Source organism: Aeromonas caviae (assembly GCF_000819785.1).
Classification (GTDB): domain Bacteria; phylum Pseudomonadota; class Gammaproteobacteria; order Enterobacterales; family Aeromonadaceae; genus Aeromonas; species Aeromonas caviae.
The window spans coordinates 1-22561 of record NZ_CDBK01000036.1 but is presented as its reverse complement, the minus strand read 5'-3'; the positions used below and the strand labels follow the sequence as shown (position 1 = coordinate 22561).

The window sequence follows — 22561 nt, the reverse complement described above, 5'->3', positions numbered from 1 at the left end:
CGTCTCCTTAAACGACTACTGGGCAGGGGCACAAGGGTCGGCATGGCCGGCGCACCCCGCCTCTGATTGAAGAGGGGGCCAGCATACTGCAAAGCGGGATTTTCTGTCATTGATATGACCCCGCATTTTCCCGCTTTGCGCTCTTCCCTTATCCCAGCACCAGATTGCGCAGCCAGCGCCGCTGGCGAATGCGGCGCTGCACCAGCAGCACCTTGGAGAGCTCCTCCAGCAGGACCACCGCCACCACCCAGGAGAGGGGCCAGCCCAGCAGGCTGACCGCCACCCAGGCCAGCGGCAGGCCGATGCACCACATGCCGACGATGTCGATGAAGATGCTGTAGTTGACGTCCCCCCCCGAGCGCAGTACCCCGACGATCCCCACCATGTTGAACACCTTGAGCAGCATGCCCAGACACATGATGGCGAGCACCTGGCCGGCCTCAGTCATCAGCTCGCCCGGCAGGTTGCCGACCCATTGCAGCAGGCTGCCCTGCATCAGCCAGACGGCGGTCCCCACCAGCAGCGCGCCGACGGGGGCCAGCAGCAGGAAGAGCTGGGAGTGCTGCCAGGCCTCGTCATACTCCTCGGCCCCGAGCCGGTGACCGAGCAGGGTGGAGCAGGCCACCGCCAGCCCGAAGAAGAGGGAGATGAGGATGCTCTCCAGCGTGCCGAGGGTGGTCATGATGGCCAGGGCGTCGGTGCCGAGGTGCGCGTAGAGGAAGCCGTAGAGCAGCATGCCGAAGGCCCAGAGCCCGTCGTGCAACAACAGCGGCAGGGCGATCAGGGTGAAGCGCACCACTTCCTTGCGCCTGAAGGCGGCGAGCCAGTCTTGCTTGCGCGGGATGAGACGGGGCTCGGCACGCCACACATAGGCAAGCAGCAGCGCGGTCTGCAGCAGACGCGACAGGGTGGTGCCCCAGGCGGAGCCGGCTACACCCATGGCCTCGGCGCCGAAATGGCCGAAGATGAGGGCATAGTTGAGGATGACGTTGGCGATGATGGCGATGATGCCGATGCGGGTCGGCGCCGCGGCATTGCCCACCGAGCGCAGGGCCGACTCCAGGGGCACCACCACGGCGGTGCAGAGGATGGTGGCGCCGGTGATCATCAGGAACTCGTCGGCCAGCTCGCGCAGCGCGGGCTCCTGGCTGGCAAACCCGAGCACGCTGCCCGGTGAGAACACATAGACGAGGGCAAAGGGCAGGCTCACCGCCAGGGCGCCCACCAGGGCCAGGGCCAGGGAGCGGCGCACCCCGGCCATCTCGCCACGGCCGAAATATTGTGCCGCCAACACCGAGACTCCGCCCGAGAGCCCCGCTATCACCAGCAGATTGAAGAAGAAGACCCGGTTGCCCAAGCCGACCGCCGCCACAGCCGTGGTGCCGAGCTGGCTCACCATCATGATGTCGATGAGGCCGAGCAGGGAGAACATCATGGATTGCAGCGAAACCGGCAGGGCCAGTCGCCACAGTCGCGTCATGAACTCGCGATCGGTGGTTTGTTTTAAAATCGCTTGCCAATAATTCATTTATGTTAACCGGGTTGGTAAAAATCAGGGTTTGTCGTGGGTATGATAGGGGTGATATCGGGAGGCTTCACTGTGAGCCTCTCTCGGCTTTCTTGTGCAAAACTATCCTGTTGAGGTGCTATGCCATTTATCAGCGAGTGTCTGGAAATCGCCCCGGCCTGCGAAGAGCGGATGCTGGGACGCGAAGGGCTGCCCCTGCTTGGGGAGGCGGGCGTCTTCCTGACCGGCCTCTCGACGATACGGGAGCACTACCTTATCCGCCGCAACCGACCGGAGTTTCACATCCTGATGGTGAGCCATGACGAGGCGGGCGCCCTGCTCACCGATGGCGGGGAGCAGCCCATCCCGGCGGGAGCCCTGGTCTTTCTCCCGGCCGCCGTGCCGGGGGGCCTCAGGCTGGTGGGGGAAGCCTGGCATACCAGCTGGATCCTGCTGGACGACGTGCCGCGCTGGCAGCATCTGCACCGGCTTGGTCATCGCATCTGGCAGGGGGAGGAGGGGGAGCAGCTCTACCACCTGCTCAGCCTGATGCAGGGGGAGGGAATACGTTCGCCACTCCAGCCCCAGCTGCTGAGCCTGCTGCTGGCGCTCTTGGAGCGGACCCTGCAGGGGGAGGTGCGCGGCACGCCGGAGCTGCGGCTTCAGGCGCTGTTTCGGCGGGTGGAGGCACGTCTGGACGAGCCCTGGAGCGTGGCCCTGCTGGCCGATCAGATGGCCTGCTCGGTGCCCCATCTGCACCGGCTCTGCCAGCAGGTGTTCGGCATGGGCCCCATGGCCTGGCTCACCGGGCTTCGCATGAACAAGGCGCGCCAGTTGCTGCTCTACACCAACTGGCCGCTGGCCGAGTTGGCGGCCCGGGTCGGATACAGCGACGGCGCCAACTTTGCCAACCGTTTTCGCCGCCTGACGGGTCAGACTCCGGGGGCCTTTCGTCGACTGGGTCGCAAACCTTTCGCAAGGGAGGTGCAAACCCTTTGAAATTGTTGGCTCAAGCCCATAGGATCGACGGGCCACACAGTCAAGGTACAGATCCATGTTTGAAGATAATAATCAGAAACGTCCCCTCTACATTCCCTACGCAGGTCCAGCCCTGCTGGAGACGCCGTTGCTCAACAAGGGCAGCGCCTTCACCAGCGAAGAACGCAGCAGCTTCAATCTGGAGGGTCTGCTGCCCCAGAACATCGAAACCATCGAAGAGCAGGCAGAGCGTGCCTATCGCCAGTTCATGGCGTTTGGCAACGACATGGACAAGCACATCTATTTGCGCAACATCCAGGATACCAACGAAACGCTCTTCTACCGCCTGCTGAACAACCACCTCACCGAAATGCTGCCGGTCATCTACACCCCGACGGTCGGCAAGGCGTGCGAGGAGTTCTCCAACATCTATCGTCGTGCTCGCGGCCTCTTCATCTCCTATCCGGACAAGGACAGGATCGATGACATGCTGCAAAACGCCACCAAGCAGAACGTCAAGGTGATCGTGGTCACCGACGGCGAACGCATCCTGGGCCTCGGGGATCAGGGCATCGGCGGCATGGGCATTCCCATCGGCAAGCTCTCCCTCTACACCGCCTGTGGCGGCATCTCCCCGGCCTACTGCTTGCCGGTGGTGCTGGACGTGGGCACCAACAACCAGCAGCTGCTGAATGACCCCTTCTACATGGGGTGGCGCCATCCGCGCATCTCCGGCGAAGAGTACGACGAGTTCGTCGACGCCTTCATCCAGGCGGTCAAGCGCCGCTGGCCGGACATCCTGCTGCAGTTCGAGGATTTCGCCCAGGGCAATGCCACCCCGCTGCTCAACCGCTACAAGGATGAGCTGTGCTGCTTCAACGATGACATTCAGGGGACCGCCGCGGTGACCCTGGGCAGCCTCATCGCCGCCTGCAAGGCCTCCGGTGCCAAACTCTCCGAGAAGCGGGTCGCCTTCCTCGGGGCGGGCAGTGCCGGGTGCGGCATCGCCGAGCAGATAGTGGCGCAGATGAAGGCCGAAGGGCTGACCGACGCCGAGGCGCGGGGCCGGGTCTTCATGGTGGACCGATTCGGTCTCATCACCGACAAGATCCCCAACCAGCTCGACTTCCAGCGCAAGCTCTCCCAGCCGATCGAGCGGATCAAGGAGTGGCCGGTGGGGGACAACATCTCCCTGCTGGAGGTGATGGAACACGGTCGCCCGGACATCCTGATCGGGGTCTCCGGCCAGCCGGGTCTGTTTACCGAAGAGGTGGTCAAGACCATGCACAAGCACTGTGCCCGTCCCATCATCTTCCCGCTCTCCAACCCCACTTCCCGGGTGGAAGCCACCCCGGCGGATCTCATTCGCTGGACCGACGGCCAGGTGCTGGTCGCCACCGGCAGCCCGTTCGCACCGGTGGAGTACAAGGGCAAGCGCTACGTCATCGCCCAGTGCAACAACTCCTTCATCTTCCCGGGGATCGGCCTTGGGGTGATCGCCTCCGGTGCCAACCGGGTGACCGATGCCATGCTGATGTCGGCCAGCCGCGCCCTGGCGGATTGTTCACCCCTGGTGAAGGGGGAAGAGGGCTCCTTGCTGCCGGATCTGGCGGACATCCATCAGGTCTCCCGCTACATCGCCAAGATGGTGGCCAAGACCGCCATGTTGCAGGGCAAGGCGGTGCAGACCCCCGATGATGTGATCGATCAGGCCATCGAGGCGAACTTCTGGCGCCCCGAGTACCGCCGCTATCGTCGTACTTCCTTCTGATCCCAAGGGGACAGACATGCAGAAGGGATGCCTCGGCATCCCTTTTTTGTGCACGGCGGTGAAGGAAGAGGAGGTTATTGTGCCGATTGTTCGGCGGGGGCGGGCTCGGCGGGATTGCTGACACCGGTGACCCGGATTTCGACCCGGCGATCCGGGGCCAGGCAGTCGATGAGGGCAGCCCTGGCCTTGATGGCATCACACTGGGTGCCGGTGACCGGGTTGCTCTCGCCGTTGCCCTGGATGCTCACCTTGTCGGCGGGCAGCCCCTTGCCAATCAGGAAGTTGGCGACCGTGCTTGCACGGGCCTCCGACAGTGCCTGGTTGTTGGCATCCGAGCCGATGCGGTCGGTGTAGCCCATCACCACGGCGCTGCCATCCTTGGGTTTGACGTCGACGATCTGCTGGTAGAGGGCGTCGAGTGCCTGCATCCCCTCCGGTTTGAGCTCCGCCTTGCCAAAGGCAAACAGCACATCAGAACTCAGGTTGAAGGTCTGATCCACCGGCTCGGGAGCCGGGGGCGGCGGTGCCACGACCAGAGGCGCGGCCACCGGCACTGCGGCGACGGTGCGATTGGGGTGAAGCACCAGCTCGATGGTGGCGGTACTGATGTCGCTGACCCAGCGTTTGGTACCGCTGCCCACCTTGTCGTTGTCAGGATCGTCCCCGACTCGCACCATGTAGCGGTAGCGGGTCTGGATGTCTACCCAGTCGCTCAGTCTGGCGGTCAGGCCCAGACCCGCCAGGGGAGCCAGGTTGTCATCTCCCCCGTTGACGGAGTCGACGTGATAGAGATAACCGCCCCCTTCGGCAAAGACAGAGAAGATGTCCCCCAGGGGCAAACGGCCAATGACCGACAGGGTGGCCCCCTTGCTGTTGAAGTCCTGGCCGGCGATATCCCAGTCACCGGTGGAGAGGTAGCCGAGCTCTGCCCCCAGATTCTCGTTGTAGTTGTAGCCGACAAAGGCGTTGATGGCGGTCGCGTCCTTGCCGACGTCCTTGCTGAAATCATCGATGTCATGGGCAAAGGCCCAGCCACCCCCAGCCCCCACATACCAGTCGTGAACAGGTGCCGCCTGGGCGGCACTCGTCGCCAATGCCAATGCAATCCACACAGGTTTCAGTCTTATGTTCATCGCGTATCCTCGTCGATGTTGGGTGTTATAGGGCTCCCAGCCCTTTGCTATGTATAGCCAACATTATGTATAGGCGATGTGAGCGCATTAACCATTTAAGTGACGCATCTGTATGGAAAATCGGTGAGACAGGCAGGTGGGCTGCCCGCGCTGGCGGTGCCGTCCGGGCATTAAAAAAGGGGCCGGAATGGCCCCTTTTTGCAACAGGTGGTTGTCCCCTTATTGCTGCACTTCCTGTACGCCGGTGACGCGCACTTCGACGCGGCGATCCGGTGCCAGGCAGGCGATCAGCTGAGCCTTGGCCTTGATGCCGTCACACTGGGTACCGGTGACCGGGTTGGCTTCACCACGACCTTCGATGGATACCTTGCCAGCCGGCAGACCCTTGCCAACCAGGAAGTCGGCCACGGTGCGGGCACGGGCTTCAGACAGCTTCAGGTTGTAGGCATCGGAGCCGATGCGGTCGGTGTAACCCACCACCACGGCGCTGCCATCTTTCGGCTGGACGTCGACGATCTGCTGATACAGGGTGTTGAGCGCAGCAGCCCCTTCCGGCTTCAGGGTGGATTTGCCAAAGGCAAACAGCACGTCCGAGCTCAGGGAGAAGTTCTTGTCGACCATGACGGGCTCGGGAACCGGCTCGGGAGCCGGTGCCGGGGCCGGTGCCACATAGGTGGTGCGGTTCGGGTGCATCACCAGTTCCAGGGTGGCGACGCTCATGTCGGTTTTCCAGGTTTTCTGATCGTCACCCAGATCCCACATGTAGCGGTAGCGGGCCTGCAGGTCGATAAGGTCGGAGAGCTTGGCAGTCAGACCCAGACCCGCCAGCGGCGAGGTCCCGTTGTCGCTCTGGCCATTGCCGTTGACGTGGTTGAAATAGGCACCCCCTTCGGCGAAGACGGAGAAGATGTCATTCATGGGCAGGCGTGCGATACCGGACAGGGTGGCACCCTGGGTTTTGAAGTCGACGCCATCGACGCCAGCCTTGCCGGCATAGAGATAGCCGAGCTCGGCGGCAAAGTTCTCGGTGAAGTTGTAACCGCCGAACAGGGAGAGCGCGGTGGCGTCCTTGTCAGCATCCTGGCCGAAGGTATCCAGGTCGTGGCCATAGGCCCAACCTGCACCCATACCCGTGTACCAGTCGTCGGCCGCCTGAGCGGTGGTGGTTCCCATGGCTGCAATGGCCAGAGCAATCAGGGTTGGTGCCATTTTCATTTTCATCGTTTTATCCTCGTTGAGTTGCCGTGCTATGGGCGTACTGCGCACTCTTTGTTATACCGGTCGCAGATGACACTTCATGTGCGACACCGTGAGCGGATCACGGACGGCTTGAATAAAAAATGGATGGAAACCTGGATTCTCATGAAGCTGTTTCTCCATGGACAACTAACCGGGCACTGAGCACTTTTAATAGTTCATCCAATGTCTTACAAGCGTTGCTACTGTATTCTTTTGAATCAGCGTGATCAAGTTTCTGCACAGATATGCAGCGCCGACACCGGTGTCGCGGGGCCGCAATACGGGGGTAAAGGGGAGAAAAGGTGAGACAGAGAGTGTCGCTGGGGGGAGGAGAGAGACAGCAAAAGGGGATGCCGTGGCATCCCCTTTTTTACGTTACCTGAGCGAAGTCAGATTACTTTTGAACTTCTTGTACGCCGGATACGCGAACTTCTACGCGACGGTCCGGAGCCAGGCAGGAGATCAGCTGAGCCTTGGCCTTGACGCCGTCACACTTGGTGCCGGTGACCGGGTTGGCTTCGCCGCGACCTTCGATGGCAACCTTGCTGGCAGCCATACCCTTGCTGACCAGGAAGTTGGCAACGGTGCGGGCACGAGCTTCAGACAGCTTCTGGTTGTAAGCGTCGGAACCGATACGGTCGGTGTAACCAACAACAACGGCGTTGCCGTCTTTCGGCTGGAACTCAACGATTTGCTGGTACAGAGCGTTCAGGGCTTGCACACCTTCGGCCTTCAGGCTGTCTTTGCCAAAGGCGAACAGCACGTCGGAGTTCAGGGCGAAGTTCTTCTCAACGATTTGCGGAGCCGGGGCCGGTGCTTCTTCAACAACCGGGGCCGGAGCAGGCGCTACGTAGGAAGTACGGAACGGGTGGTAAACGGCTTCCAGGGTCGCAACGCTCTGGTTGGACTTGTAGCGTACGTTGTCGGCGTGCAGGTCAGCCACGTCCCACATGTAGCGGTAGCGAGCTTGCAGATCCAGCGCGTCGTTGACCTTGTAGGTCACACCGGCACCGGCCAGCGGGGATACTTTGGTATCGCTGGTGCCCAGACCGTCGGTGTGGCCCCAGTAGGCGCCAGCTTCACCGAACAGGGAGAAATCGTTGCCCAGCGGCAGACGAGCGATACCGGACAGGGTGGCACCCTGGCTCTCGTAACGGTTGCCGTCGGTGTTGCCACGGCCGGTGTACTGGTAGCCCAGCTCGGAACCGAAGTATTCGTTGAAGTTGTAACCAACGAAGGCATTGGCAGCAGCCGCATCTTCTTCGCCAACGTTCACGCCTTCGATCTTGTTCAGACCGTTGAAGTGAGTTGCACCAACACCGGCGCCGAAGTAGATGTCGTCAGCGGCGTGAGCTGCAGTTGCACCCATGGTGGCCATAGCGATGGCGATCAGGGAAGGAGCCATTTTCATCATAAAATAATCCTCGTTGAGATGGCACGTTGTTCACGTGCTTCGCACTTTGTAATTTATGTAAGCTGCTGGCTCTGTCGACCAACGACGTTGGTGCGAACAGGGATCCTAGATCCATCCAGGAGGCACGTATCTGGGTGCACAAGTGTGCGGGTTGCACTGTCGACAATGCATACTCCGCCACGAACAGCCGACGTCATTCCGATGACGTGGCGCACTTTATGCCCATTTCAAAACATGATCAAGCTCACAGATAAGGGATGGGGCAAATTGTGTCGTAGGGATAACTGGCTGTTTCTTGGGATTTATTAGTGATCCAAGTAGGCGCGATGCAGTTTCTTCTCAAGCTTCATATAAGCCTCAGCCCAAGCGTGCCGCGGGATGGCGTCACCCGCCCTGACCGAGAGGACCGCAAGATAGTCCGCCTCGGTTGCTTCGCACAGCAAGGGTGTGAAACTGAGCAAGAAGTGACGGGCGAGGTAGGGATCGAGAGGCCAGATGTTGAGGATGGCCCGCGCCACGGGCTGGACGGCAGTGGAGCAGATGAAGTGCCGATGACCCGCTTCCAGCCATTGGGCCATCTCGGCGAGGCTTTCTTCCGGCACGATGCCGCCATCGCCTTTCTCCCTGGCCAGCGTCATCGTGTGACCATTGCCCAGTGCCAGGGTGCCGTTTTCTGCCACGACGCCGTCGTGGCTGCGCAGGGGAAGCGTCGTCTGGCCTTCAAGATAGAGGCTGCAGCTGTCCGGGAGGGCCGCCAGCACGGTGGTGGCGTCCCCTTGCATGGCCATGGGCAACCAGAACGCTTCGGCCCGGGTCTGCAGACCCTGGGCGAGCTGACGGGGGAGGGAGTCCGGGTCGGAATGAAGACGGGAAATGATGCCGGGAAATGCCATGTTGATGACTCTCTTGGAAATAACCGGCGAATTATACGAGGGATGGCCGGGCAACAAGAAAGGTTTCTTTTCGAGACTGTTTACCTGAGGCGACGCAGCGATTACCATCCCCGAGGTTTGTGAAGGGTTGTCGTCGAAAGACGCTGATTATAGATAGAGGCTCGACCATAACGAGTCCGTTCAAAACTGATACACTTGACTACGAGTCGTCGCGAAAAATAAAGGTGGAGTCAATCCGCCGAACGGAGTATGGAACACATGAATTCAAATATCGTAACTGTTGGCAAGAAGATCCGTCAGATCCGCGAAGCGGTAGGCCTGAGCCGTCCCAAGTTTGCCGATCTGCTGGGCGTCCCCCCAACCACCCTGAAGAACTATGAACTGGGTTACCGTGAAGTCGGAGGCGCCTTCCTGGTTGCCCTGGCCCACCACCCCGATCTGCACAAGTTCACCCTCTGGCTGCTGGCTGACAAGAAAGTCGCCGAAATCGGCCAGATCGGTCCGGACGATATTGCCAAGGCTTGATTCGGTTCAACCTTGATAAAAATGCCGCCCTCGAGGCGGCATTTTTTATTTGTCAAAATGGAAAATTATTTAATTAAATAATGCGTTGGGTGCGGCCAGCGGCGATTTTCACTAAATCATCTTGTCGGGCTGGATTAATCCACGGAACACTCCGACCCTTTTAATTCAGGCGGTGATCCACACAGCGAGACAACGATGAGCCAATCCATTACCAAAGCCAGAGATGGGTTTACCAGCACCTTTGGCGTGCTGGCCGCGACCCTGGGGTCTGCCGTCGGGCTCGGCAATATCTGGAAGTTTCCCTATCTGACCGGTGAGAACGGTGGCGCCGGTTTTCTGCTGGTCTATGTCATCGCCACCCTGCTGGTGGGATTGCCGGTGATGATCTCCGAGATCATGCTGGGGCGCGAGGCCAGGACGGATGCGGTCAGCGGGCTCATCAAGCTGGCTCCGAAGGGGCAACCCTGGTGGCTGATCGCCGCCATGGGGGTGAGCGCGGCCTTCCTCATCATGTCGTTCTACTCCGAGGTGGCGGCCTGGGTGTTTGCCTACATCTTCAAGGCGGCCAGCGGCGAGATCCTCTCCACCGATCCCGCCGTCACGGGGGCTGCCTTCAATTCACTCATCACGGATCCCTTGCAGAGTCTGCTCTGGCAGTGGCTGGTGCTGGCCCTGATGGGGGGGATCTTGCTGATGGGGGTCTCCAGGGGGATCGAAGCGGTCACCAAGCGGTTGATGCCACTGCTCTTCATCCTGCTGCTGGTGATAGGCGTGCGCAGCCTGACTCTGCCCGGAGCGAGCGAAGGACTGCATTTCCTGTTCTCGCCGGATTTCTCCAAGGTGACCGCAGGCGTCGTGCTGACGGCCATGGGGCTGGCGTTCTTCAAGCTCTCCATCGGGATGGGCTGCATGATGACCTATGGCAGCTATTTTCGCGATGATCAGCACATCCCTCTCACCACGGTACGGGTGATGTGCGCGGATCTCTTCGTCTCCATGCTGGCGGGGATCGCCATCTTCCCGGCGGTGTTTGCCTTTGGCTTCGAGCCGAGCGCAGGCCCCTCCCTGCTGTTCATCACCATACCCGCGGTCTTTGCCAGCATCCCCTTCGGCCACCTCTTCATGGTGCTCTTCTTCGTGCTCTCCGCCATCGCAGCCACCGGGGCCATGCTCTCCATCCTGGAGGTGCCGGTCTCGGTGCTCTCCGAGCGCTTTCACATGAGCCGCACAAGGGCGACCCTGATCAACCTGCTGGTGCTGGGGGCGGTCGGCTCGACCTGTGCGCTCTCGAGCAGCACGCTGGCGGATGTGCAGGTTGGCGGGAAAACCTTCTTCGATCTGTTCGACTTCGTCTCTTCCAACGTGCTGATGCCCCTTGGCGGCATCTTCCTCTGCCTCTTTGTGGGCTGGGTATGGGGATTTGAGCGGATGACGACGGCGCTGACCAATGGGGGCAAGCTGGCGCAGCCCATCCTCAGGCCCCTGTTTTTCATCATCCGCTATGTGTCGCCGCTGCTGATCCTGGTGGTGATGCTCAAGGGGCTGGGGCTGTTCTGAGCCGCGTCGCCCGAAACAAAAAAGCGCCTATTGGCGCTCTTTTTGTCTTTTACCCCGATATGCCTTCATATCAGGCAGAGTCGTGACAGCTCCTCCTTGAGCTGCTCCAGATTGCGCTCGACACAGGCTTCCCCCTCGTTGATGGCGTCGCTCGCGCGGTGAAAATCCATGATGGAGAGGTTGCCAAGGCGCGGGCAGAGCTGGATCTCGGGGGGATCCCCGGCCATCCGGGCACGGGTGATGCGCTCCTGCATGATGTTGATGGAGCCCGTCATCACCCCCCACATGCCGGGGGTACTGGGTTCGCGCTCGCCCCGGTTCAACCACTGGCTGAGCAGCCCCCCCTGCACCGGCTCGTCCGGTTCGTCGGTCCAAGGCTGGTGCATGTCGGTGTTGAGGTTGACGGCGATCACCACCTCGGCTCCCATGGCGCGGGCCAGGGAGATGGGGACCGGGTTGACCACGGCCCCGTCCACCAGCCAGCGATCCTCCACCCGGGTCGGGGTGAGCAGGCCGGGCATGCCGCAGGAGGCGCGCACGCACTGGCGAAGCGGCCCTTCCTGCAACCAGATCTCGCGGCCGGTATCGAGTTCGGTGGCGACGCAGGCAAAGGGCAGCGGCAGGCTTTCGATGGCGGGATCCCCCAGATGGCCGGCGGCGATGCCAAATACCTTGTCACCGCGAAACAGGCCGCCGGAGAGGGCTGGATCGAGCAGCCCCATGACCTGCAGGCGGCTGAAGCCGCGCACCCAGCTCTCCAGCTTGTCCAGTTCACCAGCGGCATAGGCGGCGCCGACAAAGCTGCCGATGGAGCAGCCAGCCACCAGATCCGGCTTGACGCCCAGTCGCTCCAGGGCACGGATGATGCCGATGTGGGCCCATCCTCGGGCCGCACCGCTGCCCAGGGCCAATCCCAGACGGGGTTTTCGTGACACAGTTGCGTCTCCTGACATGAAGTGGGAGTCCAGCTTACTCCGGCTTCTCCTGTCCGTCATCCCGCCACGCTTCGCTGCGATTGCGGCCGTTGGCCTTGGCCTGATAGAGGGCGATATCGGCGCGGCGGATCACCTCCTGCAAGGAGATGGCCGGTGACTGGCGACAGTGGCCCAGGCTGACGGTCACCTTCAGCTCGGCCGCAATCGCGCTCCAGGGATGCTCTGCTATGCACAGGCGAAGCCGCTCGGCCAAGGGGGCCAGAGGGATCGCTTCATCGGCGATGAGCAGCAGGAACTCCTCGCCGCCCCAGCGGATCAGGTGGCACTCCCGTGTCAGCAGGGACTGGCAGAGCTGCACCAGACGGATGAGGACCTGATCGCCCACCCCGTGGCCGAAACGGTCGTTGACCTGTTTGAAGTGATCGCAGTCAAACATGATGGCGCCGATGCGTTGGCGGCCTGCCAGGGCCTGGCGGTGTTCGAAGGCATCGAAGTAGTGGCGGTTGAAGGCGCCGGTCAGGGCATCGTGGCGCGACAGGTAGTTGAGGCGCCGGTTGAGGCGCTGGGCACGCAGGCTGGAGACGGTCGCCACCACCAGACAGAGAATGGTGATGAGCGCCGTCGCCGATTGCCACAACAACGTCTGCAGCAGAGGCAGCAGCGGGATGCGATGGATGAGGGAGAGCGGTGTCTCCGGGATGGGATAGACGAGCTGCAAGGCGCCCTGTTGCCACTCATATTCCGCTGACTGCGCCGTCCTGACCGGGGGCGGCGCGGTAGCGGACTGGCTGCTGGCGAGGATCTGCTGATGGGCGTTGAGCAGGAACAGGGTGCCAATCCGGGGGGCGAGGCGGTGCAGGGTCTGCGCCAGCGTGACGGTCTGGATGTCGATGCTGAGCAGGCCAATGATCTGGCCGCCCTGGGTAATGGGCTGGGAGAGGGTGATCATCTGCCCCCGTCCGGCAAAATCCTGGTAGGGGCGCGAGAGCATGGCGTGCTCCAGGTGGGGATACCTGGCCATCGCCTCCTGCCAGTAGGCCTTGCTGTAAATCACGGGATCGAAGCGAAACTGGCTGGATGGCACCCAGGGATAGAGGTAGATGAAATTGTCCGTACCGGTGAAGTAGATCCAGGCCACGTCCCTGTCCAGCAGCTTGCTGGCCGTGGCGAGCAGGGGGGAGAGGCTGAGGGCGAGATGTATTCTGGCTTGCCGCTCGCTGCCGTCGTGGGGCAGCGGGCCCTGCCCGGTCAGGTTGCCGATGAGGGCGGGGGGCAGATCGACGGGGATGCGATCCAGGTTGATGCCGTGCTCCCCGTCGGATTGCAGCGCCTGATAGAGCTGGCGAGAGAGCACGGACTGGGGATTGCTGCGCAGGCGCTCCTCCGCCTGGCCGCGCATGGCCTCAAGGAAGGTCTCCATCCGCTGGTGCTGGCTGCTGAGCTGAGTCGCGGCGTTGATGGTGTCACGCTTGTTGATCTCGGTAACCTGGCGAAACGCATGTTGCAGGGCGAGCAGCAACAGCAGCAGGCCGAGGCCCAGCAGCAGCCACTGCAATCGGTATTTGGCAAAGGCGGGGGAGGGAATGGACATGGGCGTACCGGAAGATGGCGAGAGTCGGCATCAGTGTAAGGCAGAACCCTGACGCGCGTGCCGACAAGATGCGTTTTTGATGATCTTCTCACCGGACTGTTACGTTTTGTCACATTTATACATAGTCACGGCATAGTCAGGGGGTAACATGGTGCCATCCTTGATGAAGCTATCTCTTCTTCCTCTCTCTTTGACTGCATGGATCTTGTGATGAAAACGCGCGTGTGGCTGTGGCTTTTCCCTCTTCTTCTATTGCTGGCGGCGGGCGCCTGGCATCTGCGGCAGGCTGAACCCGCCAGCAAGCCTGCACCAAGAGAGATCAATATCAGGGCCGAAACCGTCAGGCAGAGTCTGGCCGAGCCCTCCATCAAGCTGGTGAGCAAGCTTGCGGCCAATCGCTCCGTGGCCATCAGTCCCGAGGTGACCGGTCGCATTGCCACCATCGCGGTGAGCTCCGGCCAGCAGGTCAAACAGGGGCAGACCCTGATCGCCCTGGATGCGGGCAAGCAGCAGGCGGAGCTGGCCGAGCAGAGTGCCAGCGTGCGCGACGAGGCTCGCAAGCTGCGGGACATGCGCAAGCTGGTGGCGCGAGGCGCCGTCACCACCTCGGAGCTGGAGGGGCAGGAGGCGACTGTTGCCCAGGCCCAGGCCCGGGTCGATGCGGCCCGTTACGAGCTCTCCCTGCGCACCCTGGCCGCCCCCTTCGACGGCACCGTCAGCCTCATCGATCTCAGCGAAGGAGCCCTGGTCAACAGCGGCGACGTGCTCTTGCATCTGGACGAGCTGGCAAAACTGCGGCTCGATCTGGCGGTGCCCGAGCGCTACCTCTCCCTGCTGCGCCCAGGCATGGCGGTGACGGCAACCAGCTCGGCCTGGCCGGATCAATCCTTTTCCGGCGTGCTGGAGACCCTCGACAGCCGGATCTCCAGCGACACCCAGAACATCAAGGCCCGCGTCATCCTGCCCAACACCGGCGGCCAGCTGCGTCCCGGCATGCTGATGAACGTGGATCTCTCTCTGCCACCCCAGAAGATGACCCTGATCCCCGCCCAGTCGGTGGAGTACGCCGGCGAGCAGCGCTTCGTCTATCGCCTGGAGGCGGACGGACGGGTGAAGCGGGTGCCGGTGGAGCTTGGCGACACCCATGGCGAGGCCGTCTGGGTGCTCAAGGGGTTGAACGTCGGCGATCGCATCGCGGTGGAGGGGCTGGTCAATCTGCGCGACGGCGCCCAGGTACGTGATCTGGGCGAGGTGAAAGGCTGATGTGGCTCTCCGATATCTCAGTGCGCCGTCCCCTGGTGGCGGTGGTCATCAGCGCCCTGCTCACCGTGTTCGGCCTGGTGGCCTTCAGCAAACTCACCGTGCGGGAGATGCCGGATGTGCAGACCCCGTCCGTCTCCATCACCACCACCTATGAGGGGGCGGCCCCCGAGGTGATGGAGAGCCAGGTCACCAAGCCCATCGAGGATCAGCTCTCCGGCATCAGCGGCATCAAGAACATCAACTCGGTGACCCGCAAGGGGCGCTCCTCCATCACGGTGGAGTTCAAGCTCGGCTGGAACATGCTGGAGGGCACCTCCGACGTGCGTGACGCCATCTCCCGGGCCAGACCCAAGCTGCCAGACGGGGCGGACGAGCCCATGGTGACCAAGGACAACGGCAACGGGGATGTGGCCATCTGGCTCAACTTCAGCAGCACCCAGATGGATCGTACCGCCATGACGGATTACGCCAATCGCATGCTGGTGGACCCTTTGAGCCTGGTGGACGGGGTGAGCGAGGTCTCCCTCTCCGGCGACCTGACCCAGGTGATGTACGTGCGGCTGCGCCCCGCCGACATGGCGGCCCGCGGCATCACGGTGGCCGACGTGCAGGATGCCCTCAAGCGGGAGAACATCGAGCTGCCGGGCGGCGAGATCCGCAACAACACCATGACCATGGCGGTGCAGATCGCACGGCTCTATCACAGTGCGGAAGATTTTCGCACCCTGCCGGTCAAAACCGCCACCAATGGTCAGAGCATCTATCTGGCGGACATTGCGGATGTGGAGGTGGGGGCCAAGAACGAAGACAGCGCCTATCAGCGCAACGGCCGCGAGAGCCTGGGGATTGGCATCGTCGCTCAGTCCACCGCCAATCCCCTGGCGGTGGCCCAGGGCATCGAGAGGAAGCTCGTGGAGATGCAGCGCTTCCTGCCGGAGGGGGCCACCCTGGAGGTCGACTACGACTCCACCATCTTCATCAAGCAGGCCATCGACGAGGTATACGAGACACTCGCCATCTGCGCCCTGCTGGTGGTCGCCGTGCTCTATCTGTTCCTCGGGCAGGGGCGCACCACGCTCATCCCTGCCATCACGGTCCCCGTCTCCCTGATTTCGGCCTTCATCGGTGCCTGGTATCTGGGCTTTTCCATCAACCTCATCACCTTGCTGGCCCTCATCCTCGCCATCGGCCTGGTGGTGGATGATGCCATCGTGGTGGTGGAGAACATCCACCACCACCTGCAACGGGGCGAGTCCCCCTTGATGGCGGCCTGGCACGGCACCCGGGAGGTGGGCTTTGCCGTCATCGCCACCACCGCCGTGCTGGTGATGGTGTTCGTGCCCATCGCCTTCATGGACGGCATGGTGGGGCGCCTCTTCACCGAGTTCGCCATCCTGCTCTCCCTGGCCGTGCTCTTCTCCTCCCTGGTGGCGCTCACCCTGACCCCGGCCATGGGCTCCTGGCTGATGCGTGCCGTGGACAAACCCAACGCCCTGACCGCCACCCTGGACAAGGGACTTGGCTGGGTGGAGGAGCGTTATCGCCGCGTGCTGGGGGCCGTGCTGCGCCGCGCCGTCTGGATGCCCCTGGTGTTGCTGCTCTGCCTCGGCGGCATTGGCGCCCTCTTTGGCAAGCTGCCCGCGAGCCTTACCCCGACCGAGGACAGGGGCGTGCTCTATGTGTTCGTGAAAGGGGCGGAGGGCACCAGCATCGAGCGGATGAAGCGCAACATGCAGCAGGTGGAGGCCGCCATCCTGCCGCTGCTCGGCAAGGGGGTGGTGCAGGCCATGAGCTTTAGCACCCCGGCCTTCGGGCGCGGCGGCGATCAGACCGGCATGGCCATCATCCAGCTCAGCGACTGGGCGGTGCGGGACGAAACGGCCACCGAGTTTGGCCGCTCCCTGAGCGGTCGCCTCGCCGGCATCCCCGACGTGATGATCCGCACCTTCCAGCCGGGGTTCAGAGGCGGCTCCACCGCGGCGGTGCAGTTCGTGCTGCAAGGCTCCGATTACGGCGAGCTCAACCAGCAGGGGCTGGCGCTCAAGGAGGCGGCGGCCCAGAGCGGGCTGATGCAGAGCCCGGATCTCGACTATGCCGAGAAGACCCCGGAGCTGCAGGTGACCATAGAGCGGGAGCGAGCCACCCAGCTCGGCATTCCGGTCTCCACCATCGCAAGCTCCCTTCAGGCCCTGCTCGGCGGCGTCAGCCAGACCACCTATGTGGACAGGGGCGAAGAGTATGATGTCTACCTGCGCGCCAACCAGACCCAGTTCAACGGCATTTCGGATGTGAGCCGCATCTATCTCAAGGCCGCCAGCGGCGAGATGGTGAGCCTCTCCACCCTGGCGACCGTCACCCAGGTGGCGAGTCCCCAGCGCCTCAACCACTACCAGCGCCAGAAGGCGGTCACCCTCACCGCGGACGTGGCCCCCGGCCACACCCTGGGGGAGGCGCTTGACTTCCTGGATGGCTGGGCCGCAGATCACCTGCCCACCGGCATGTCGGTGGATTACGCCGGCGAGTCCAAGGACTATCGCGACAACCAAGGGGAGATGGCGCTGGTGTTCGGCCTGGCCCTGCTGGTGGTCTATCTGGTGCTGGTGGCCCAGTTCGAGAGCCTGCTGACCCCGGCGGTGGTGATGATGACTGTGCCGCTCGGCATCTTCGGCGGCCTGCTCGGCCTCTGGCTCACGGGGCAGGAGCTCAGCATCTACAGCCAGATAGGCATGATCATGCTCATCGGCATGGTGACCAAGAACGGCATCCTCATCGTCGAGTTCATCAACCAGCTGCGCCAGCGGGGTGAAGGGTTCGAGGAGGCGATCATCAAGGGGTCGGTGCGCCGCCTGCGCCCCATCTTGATGACCTCGCTCACCGCCATCATCGGCGCCGTGCCCCTGATGCTCTCCATGGGGGCGGGGTACGAGAGCCGGATGGCCGTGGGGACCGTGGTCTTCTTCGGCTTGTCCTTGGCGACCCTGGTGACCCTGCTGGTGGTGCCCGCCATCTATCACCTGATCGCCAGACGCGCGGGGATGACGGGGGCGCGGGACAGGCTGGTGGACGAGGTACTGGCCACGGCAACCCCGGCCAGTCCCTCCCCGGTGCCGGGGGCGGTGGCCCCCGAGGGGCGTGACAAACCGGCGGCCTAGCGTGCCGACCCGGATGACAGCAAGCAGGGCGCCAATGGGCGCCCTGCTTGTTGATGAGATCGGAGTCTGTCACGCCGACCTGTCGCGCCCGCTCGAAGGAGCCCCTTCCCCTCGCGTTCTGTAGGGGCAAAAAGCCGTCGCCCCCGCCTGGCTCTGCCGGTATAATGCGCGACCCGAATTGTTCCAGGTGGTCAAAATGCAGCCGGTTACCAACCTCTTCTCCTATCCCCGTTACTGGGCCGAGTGCTACGGCACGGCGCCCTTCCTGCCCATGTCCCGCGCGGAGATGGACAAGCTCGGCTGGGACAGCTGCGACATCGTGCTGGTGACAGGCGACGCTTACGTGGATCACCCGAGCTTCGGCATGGCGGTGATCGGCCGCATGCTCGAATCCCAGGGTTTTCGGGTCGGCATCATCGCCCAGCCGGACTGGTCATCGAAGGATGACTTCATGCGCCTGGGCAAGCCCAACCTCTTCTACGGGGTGACGGCGGGCAACATGGACTCCATGATCAACCGCTACACCGCCGACAAGAAGCTGCGCCACGACGATGCCTACACCCCGGGGGATGTGGGCGGCAAGCGGCCGGATCGCGCCACCCTGGTCTACACCCAGCGCTGCAAAGAGGCCTATAAAGAGGTGCCGGTGGTCATCGGCGGCATCGAGGCATCCCTGCGCCGTATCGCCCACTACGACTACTGGTCCGAGACCATCCGTCGCTCCATCCTGATCGACGCCAAGGCCGACATCCTCATCTACGGCAACGCCGAGCGCCCCTTGGTGGAAGTGGCTCACCGCATCGCAGGCGGCGAGACCATCGACACCATGCAGGACATTCGCGGCACCGCCGTCATCCGCAAGGAGCCGCTGCCGGGCTGGCGCGGGGTGGATTCGAGCAAGCTCGACCAGATTGGCCGCATCGATCCCATCCCCAACCCCTATATGGAAGGGGCGCCTTGCTCTGATGACGAGGGTACCGCGCCGGTGGAGCAGGAAGCCAAGCCCATCCTGGTACAACCCCCTAAGCAAAAGCCGTGGGAGAAGACCTACGTCAAGCTGCCGGCGTTCGAGCGGGTGAAGGAGGACAAGGTGCTCTACGCCCATGCGTCGCGCATCCTGCACCACGAAACCAACCCGGGCTGCGCCCGCGCGCTCTCGCAGGCCCACGGCGATCGCATCATCTGGGTCAACCCGCCCGCCTTCCCGCTCGAAACCGACGAGATGGACGGGGTGTTTGGCCTGCCGTACCAGCGGGTGCCGCACCCGGCCTATGGCAACGCGAAGATCCCGGCCTACGACATGATCAAGACCTCGGTCAACATCATGCGCGGCTGCTTCGGCGGCTGCTCCTTCTGCTCCATCACCGAGCACGAGGGGCGCATCATCCAGAGCCGCTCGGAAGAGTCGATCCTCAAAGAAATCGAAGAGATCCGCGACAAGGTGCCGGGCTTTACCGGTGTCATCTCGGATCTGGGCGGCCCCACCGCCAACATGTACAAGTTGCGCTGCAAGAGCCCCAAGGCCGAGCAGACTTGTCGGCGCGCCTCCTGCGTCTGGCCGACCATCTGCCCGCACATGGACACCGACCACAGCCCGACCATCAACCTCTACCGCAAGGCGCGCGACCTCAAGGGCATCAAGAAGATCCTGATCGCCTCCGGGGTGCGTTACGACATCGCGGTGGAAGATCCGCGCTACATCAAGGAGCTGGCCAAGTACCACGTCGGCGGCTACCTCAAGATCGCGCCGGAACACACCGAAGAGGGCCCGCTCTCCAAGATGATGAAGCCGGGCATGGGCAGCTACTACAGCTTCAAGGAGCTGTTCGACAAGTATTCCAAAGAGGCGGGCAAGCAGCAGTACCTGATCCCCTATTTCATCTCCGCCCACCCGGGCACCACGGATGAAGACATGGTGAACATGGCGCTCTGGATTAAAGCAAACCGCTTCAAGCTCGATCAGGTGCAGAACTTCTACCCGTCGCCGCTCGCCAATGCCACCACCATGTATTACACCGAGAAAAACCCCCTCAACAAGGTGAGTCGCCAGGGCGGGGACGTGTTCGTGGTGAAAGGGGAGCGTCGCCGTCGCCTGCACAAGGCGCTGCTGCGCTATCACGATCCGGCCGGCTGGCCGATGATCCGCGAAGCCCTGCTGGAGATGGGCAAGGGCCACCTGATCGGCAACGGCCCCGACTGCCTGGTGCCGCCGGAAGGCCGTGGTGAAGCCAAAGCCGAGCGCAGCCGCAGCAAGGGCCTCAAGCCCGCCCTGACCCGCCACAGCGCCATCACTCACCAGCGCAGCAACGGGGCTGGCAACAAGGCCGCCCGCAGCGAGGCCGGTGCAGCCAATTCCCCGGCGGCCAGCAGAAATGGCGGCAAGGCCGGCAATGGCAAACCGGTGGGGTCTCAGCTCCAGAAAGGGGCTGGTAACGGCAAACCCAGTTCGCAAGGTACAGGTCAGGGCGCAGGCCAGAGTGCTGGTAAGAGCAAACCGGCCGGCAAACCCGCCCACAAAGGTAAAACCCCGACCCGCGCCGCCTCTGCCAAACCGGGGGCCAAACCTGCCACTCAAGGCGGCAAGCCTGCTGCCAAAGGAAATGGTGTCAAGCGACCAGCTCGGTGATATACCTGATTGGAAAGTGATAGAAATAAAAAGGCGACCGAATGGTCGCCTTTTTAAGAGAGTAATAATATGTATGGAGATGGTATTCACCTGACAATAGCCCGCAAGCGGGAGTAATCAAGATGTAAACAATACTCTGGTTTAAGTCAAACAGGATTCTGGGACACCCACCTTTTGTGTGAGGTGTAACGTGGGCAGCAGGATGAATCTGGGACATCCACTTTTCTGAGCAAGGTATAACTCCACCAAATCTCACGCTACCGCCCGTGGATTACAGCTTCCAATATGCTCCCTTGACCCGCGCTGGCAGTAACCTATCGCAGTTCAACAGGTTCTGAATGACCATGGTAAGCCAAACGAAACTGCCGAGGTGAGCCTTAAAGTGATCTAACTATCAGAAAAGCCTAGTTTTTTGACCTCTATCAAACTCTTCTTGCTCTGCGAGCTTGCTGCCAACCGGACAGTGATCGGACGCTGGTTGCTGGCCATTCTGCGGCCATGGCCGGGGGCGGGAAATCTGGGACACCCACCTTTTTGACAGGGGCGTAGCCCTGTACTTGGCTTGAGGTGTCACTGCCCAGGGGGTGAGCCATGACCATTGCCCGTTCACGTCAAATCAGTTTGCAGGATACGCCTTACTATCATGTGGTCAGTCGCTGTGTGCGGCGGGCGTTTCTGTGTGGGGAAGATGCCCACTCCGGCCAGAGTTACGAGCATCGGCGCCAGTGGGTAGTGGACAAGTTGGGCCAATTGTCGCGACTGTTTGCCATCGGTGTGTGTGCCTATGCGGTGATGAGCAATCACTATCACCTGGTGCTCAAGATCGAGTCGGATACCGCTGCCAATTGGAGCGAGCGGGAGGTGGCCGAGCGTTGGTCGGCGCTGTTCCAGTGGCCGCTGCTGGTACGACGCTGGTATCAGGGGGAATCCCTGATTGAGCCTGAACTCGCTGTGGTGCAACAACTGATAGGACAGTGGCGGGAGCGCCTGCATTCCATCAGCTGGTTTGTGCGGTTGCTCAACGAAAACCTGGCTCGGCAGGCCAATAGGGAAGATGGTTGCAAGGGCCATTTTTGGGAAGGACGCTTCAAGAGCCAGGCCCTGCTCACCGAATCAGCCCTGCTGGCCTGCATGGCCTATGTTGATCTCAATCCGATACGGGCGGCGATTGCCGACCGGCCTGAGCAGAGCAATTACACCAGCCTCAAGCAGCGTCTCGATGGCGAGCAGTCCGCTGCCCCATTGCCGCCGTTGCTGTTGCCATTCGCGCACGAAGCGCGACCCGATAGCCTGCCATATACCTTTGCGGATTACCTGATGCTGGTGGACTGGACAGGTCGCGCCATCCGAGTGGACAAACGGGGCCATATCCCAGTTTGTCTTGCCCCCATCCTGGCGCGGCTGGGGTTGGACGAGGTGCGCTGGCTCAAGCAAGTGACGCTGTTTCGGCGCCAGGGCATCAGAGTGGTGGGTGACAAAGAGCATTGTCAGCAGTTTGCCTGGCACTGTGGCCAGCGACGGTGTCATCAACCATCCCTTTGAGTGATGAATGCTCGCATCATAACAACGTCCTGTATCGCGCCATCACCCCGCCGGTGTGATCGCATCTGAATTGGCGTCATCGATGCCAAGACATTCTCTTTAATCCCCCGAGTTTCACAAATGCCATCGCAAATGCTGGATGACAAGTTGTGCTGGGCGCTGGATGAGGGCTTTCTCCAAAAGATGGCTGTCCTGATAAGGCGCTGCTGTCGCAGATAAGAAGAGAAGGGTTAAGGAAGATGTACTATCGGCCCTTTGTTATCAGGCCGTTTTTTCACAACGCTGCGACACCGTGGGTGTTGCTTGAGCAGGTGATTTTTGCATCAGTGAAACAGAGTGGGTGATATGGTTCCTCCAATGGAACAATCCGTACACAAAGATGGCTGTCCCAAATAAAAAGGGAGCTGTCCCAAATAAAAAGGCGCTGTCCCAATT

The 22561-nt window shown here is 62.0% G+C and carries 15 protein-coding genes; 8 read left to right on the top strand and 7 right to left on the bottom strand.

Annotated features, from left to right (window positions below; all coding sequences use genetic code 11):
- Nucleotides 1–148: 148 nt before the first annotated feature.
- Nucleotides 149–1528 carry an MATE family efflux transporter gene (locus BN1120_RS05035; protein WP_042015012.1) on the bottom strand — a complete coding sequence of 460 codons (1380 nt, stop codon included), beginning with the start codon at nucleotides 1526–1528 and terminating at the stop codon, nucleotides 149–151.
- A 120-nt stretch (nucleotides 1529–1648) separates the two neighbouring features.
- On the opposite strand from BN1120_RS05035, the gene BN1120_RS05030 reads away from it, so the two are divergent.
- Together BN1120_RS05030 and BN1120_RS05025 are read left to right on the top strand one after the other, a co-directional pair.
- Nucleotides 1649–2506 (top strand): helix-turn-helix transcriptional regulator, encoded by an 858-nt coding sequence (locus BN1120_RS05030; protein WP_042015011.1) that lies wholly within the window; start codon nucleotides 1649–1651, stop codon nucleotides 2504–2506.
- Between the two features lie 55 nt (nucleotides 2507–2561).
- Nucleotides 2562–4256, top strand: coding sequence for an NAD-dependent malic enzyme (locus tag BN1120_RS05025; RefSeq protein ID WP_010673498.1), 1695 nt, complete (start codon nucleotides 2562–2564; stop codon nucleotides 4254–4256).
- A gap of 74 nt (nucleotides 4257–4330) precedes the next feature.
- On the opposite strand, the gene BN1120_RS05020 is transcribed toward BN1120_RS05025, so the two are convergent.
- The 4 genes from BN1120_RS05020 to BN1120_RS05005 form a co-directional block, all read right to left on the bottom strand.
- Nucleotides 4331–5389, bottom strand: coding sequence for an OmpA family protein (locus BN1120_RS05020; RefSeq protein ID WP_042015010.1), 1059 nt, complete (start codon nucleotides 5387–5389; stop codon nucleotides 4331–4333).
- Nucleotides 5390–5608: 219 nt separating this feature from the next.
- Complete coding sequence (gene ompA / locus BN1120_RS05015; protein ID WP_039039303.1) at nucleotides 5609–6610, bottom strand: porin OmpA; 1002 nt, start codon at nucleotides 6608–6610, stop codon at nucleotides 5609–5611.
- Between the two features lie 412 nt (nucleotides 6611–7022).
- The gene (ompA, locus tag BN1120_RS05010) at nucleotides 7023–8042 is read right to left on the bottom strand and encodes a porin OmpA (protein ID WP_010673501.1); all 1020 of its coding nucleotides are present in this window, start codon (nucleotides 8040–8042) and stop codon (nucleotides 7023–7025) included.
- A gap of 305 nt (nucleotides 8043–8347) precedes the next feature.
- Nucleotides 8348–8935 carry a hypothetical protein gene (locus BN1120_RS05005; RefSeq protein ID WP_042015007.1) on the bottom strand — a complete coding sequence of 196 codons (588 nt, stop codon included), beginning with the start codon at nucleotides 8933–8935 and terminating at the stop codon, nucleotides 8348–8350.
- Between the two features lie 258 nt (nucleotides 8936–9193).
- On the opposite strand from BN1120_RS05005, the gene BN1120_RS05000 reads away from it, so the two are divergent.
- A complete protein-coding gene (locus BN1120_RS05000) occupies nucleotides 9194–9460 on the top strand; it encodes a helix-turn-helix domain-containing protein (RefSeq protein WP_010673503.1) in 267 nt (88 codons plus the stop codon).
- A gap of 195 nt (nucleotides 9461–9655) precedes the next feature.
- Entirely contained in the window at nucleotides 9656–11017 is a 1362-nt protein-coding gene (locus BN1120_RS04995; protein ID WP_042015006.1) for a sodium-dependent transporter, read from the top strand.
- Between the two features lie 65 nt (nucleotides 11018–11082).
- Here the strand turns inward: BN1120_RS04995 and rssA are convergent, their stop codons facing one another.
- The gene (rssA, locus tag BN1120_RS04990; protein ID WP_029313973.1) at nucleotides 11083–11952 is read right to left on the bottom strand and encodes a patatin-like phospholipase RssA; all 870 of its coding nucleotides are present in this window, start codon (nucleotides 11950–11952) and stop codon (nucleotides 11083–11085) included.
- A gap of 34 nt (nucleotides 11953–11986) precedes the next feature.
- Nucleotides 11987–13543 (bottom strand): sensor domain-containing diguanylate cyclase, encoded by a 1557-nt coding sequence (locus tag BN1120_RS04985; protein ID WP_042015001.1) that lies wholly within the window; start codon nucleotides 13541–13543, stop codon nucleotides 11987–11989.
- Nucleotides 13544–13753: 210 nt separating this feature from the next.
- Between BN1120_RS04985 and BN1120_RS04980 the strand changes: the two genes are divergently transcribed.
- The 4 genes from BN1120_RS04980 to BN1120_RS04965 all read left to right on the top strand — a co-directional run bounded on the left by BN1120_RS04980 (nucleotide 13754) and on the right by BN1120_RS04965 (nucleotide 22126).
- Complete coding sequence (locus BN1120_RS04980; protein WP_039039307.1) at nucleotides 13754–14806, top strand: efflux RND transporter periplasmic adaptor subunit; 1053 nt, start codon at nucleotides 13754–13756, stop codon at nucleotides 14804–14806.
- The gene (locus BN1120_RS04975) at nucleotides 14806–17958 is read left to right on the top strand and encodes an efflux RND transporter permease subunit (RefSeq protein WP_042015000.1); all 3153 of its coding nucleotides are present in this window, start codon (nucleotides 14806–14808) and stop codon (nucleotides 17956–17958) included. The genes BN1120_RS04980 and BN1120_RS04975 overlap by 1 nt, the downstream gene beginning before the upstream one ends.
- 196 nt (nucleotides 17959–18154) lie before the next feature.
- Nucleotides 18155–20584, top strand: coding sequence for a YgiQ family radical SAM protein (locus BN1120_RS04970; RefSeq protein WP_042014999.1), 2430 nt, complete (start codon nucleotides 18155–18157; stop codon nucleotides 20582–20584).
- A 591-nt stretch (nucleotides 20585–21175) separates the two neighbouring features.
- Nucleotides 21176–22126, top strand: a complete 951-nt coding sequence (locus tag BN1120_RS04965; RefSeq protein ID WP_042014998.1) for a transposase — start codon at nucleotides 21176–21178, stop codon at nucleotides 22124–22126.
- Nucleotides 22127–22561: the final 435 nt, after the last annotated feature.

Excerpts from the sequence above, each read along its gene's own strand:
- BN1120_RS05035 (WP_042015012.1), bottom strand. The coding sequence starts at position 1,528 with ATGAATTATTGGCAAGCGATTTTAAAACAAACCACCGATCGCGAGTTC.
- BN1120_RS05030 (WP_042015011.1), top strand. The coding sequence starts at position 1,649 with ATGCCATTTATCAGCGAGTGTCTGGAAATCGCCCCGGCCTGCGAAGAG.
- BN1120_RS05025 (WP_010673498.1), top strand. The coding sequence starts at position 2,562 with ATGTTTGAAGATAATAATCAGAAACGTCCCCTCTACATTCCCTACGCA.
- BN1120_RS05020 (WP_042015010.1), bottom strand. The coding sequence starts at position 5,389 with ATGAACATAAGACTGAAACCTGTGTGGATTGCATTGGCATTGGCGACG.
- ompA (WP_039039303.1), bottom strand. The coding sequence starts at position 6,610 with ATGAAAATGAAAATGGCACCAACCCTGATTGCTCTGGCCATTGCAGCC.
- ompA (WP_010673501.1), bottom strand. The coding sequence starts at position 8,042 with ATGATGAAAATGGCTCCTTCCCTGATCGCCATCGCTATGGCCACCATG.
- BN1120_RS05005 (WP_042015007.1), bottom strand. The coding sequence starts at position 8,935 with ATGGCATTTCCCGGCATCATTTCCCGTCTTCATTCCGACCCGGACTCC.
- BN1120_RS05000 (WP_010673503.1), top strand. The coding sequence starts at position 9,194 with ATGAATTCAAATATCGTAACTGTTGGCAAGAAGATCCGTCAGATCCGC.
- BN1120_RS04995 (WP_042015006.1), top strand. The coding sequence starts at position 9,656 with ATGAGCCAATCCATTACCAAAGCCAGAGATGGGTTTACCAGCACCTTT.
- BN1120_RS04985 (WP_042015001.1), bottom strand. The coding sequence starts at position 13,543 with ATGTCCATTCCCTCCCCCGCCTTTGCCAAATACCGATTGCAGTGGCTG.
- BN1120_RS04980 (WP_039039307.1), top strand. The coding sequence starts at position 13,754 with ATGAAAACGCGCGTGTGGCTGTGGCTTTTCCCTCTTCTTCTATTGCTG.
- BN1120_RS04975 (WP_042015000.1), top strand. The coding sequence starts at position 14,806 with ATGTGGCTCTCCGATATCTCAGTGCGCCGTCCCCTGGTGGCGGTGGTC.
- BN1120_RS04970 (WP_042014999.1), top strand. The coding sequence starts at position 18,155 with ATGCAGCCGGTTACCAACCTCTTCTCCTATCCCCGTTACTGGGCCGAG.
- BN1120_RS04965 (WP_042014998.1), top strand. The coding sequence starts at position 21,176 with ATGACCATTGCCCGTTCACGTCAAATCAGTTTGCAGGATACGCCTTAC.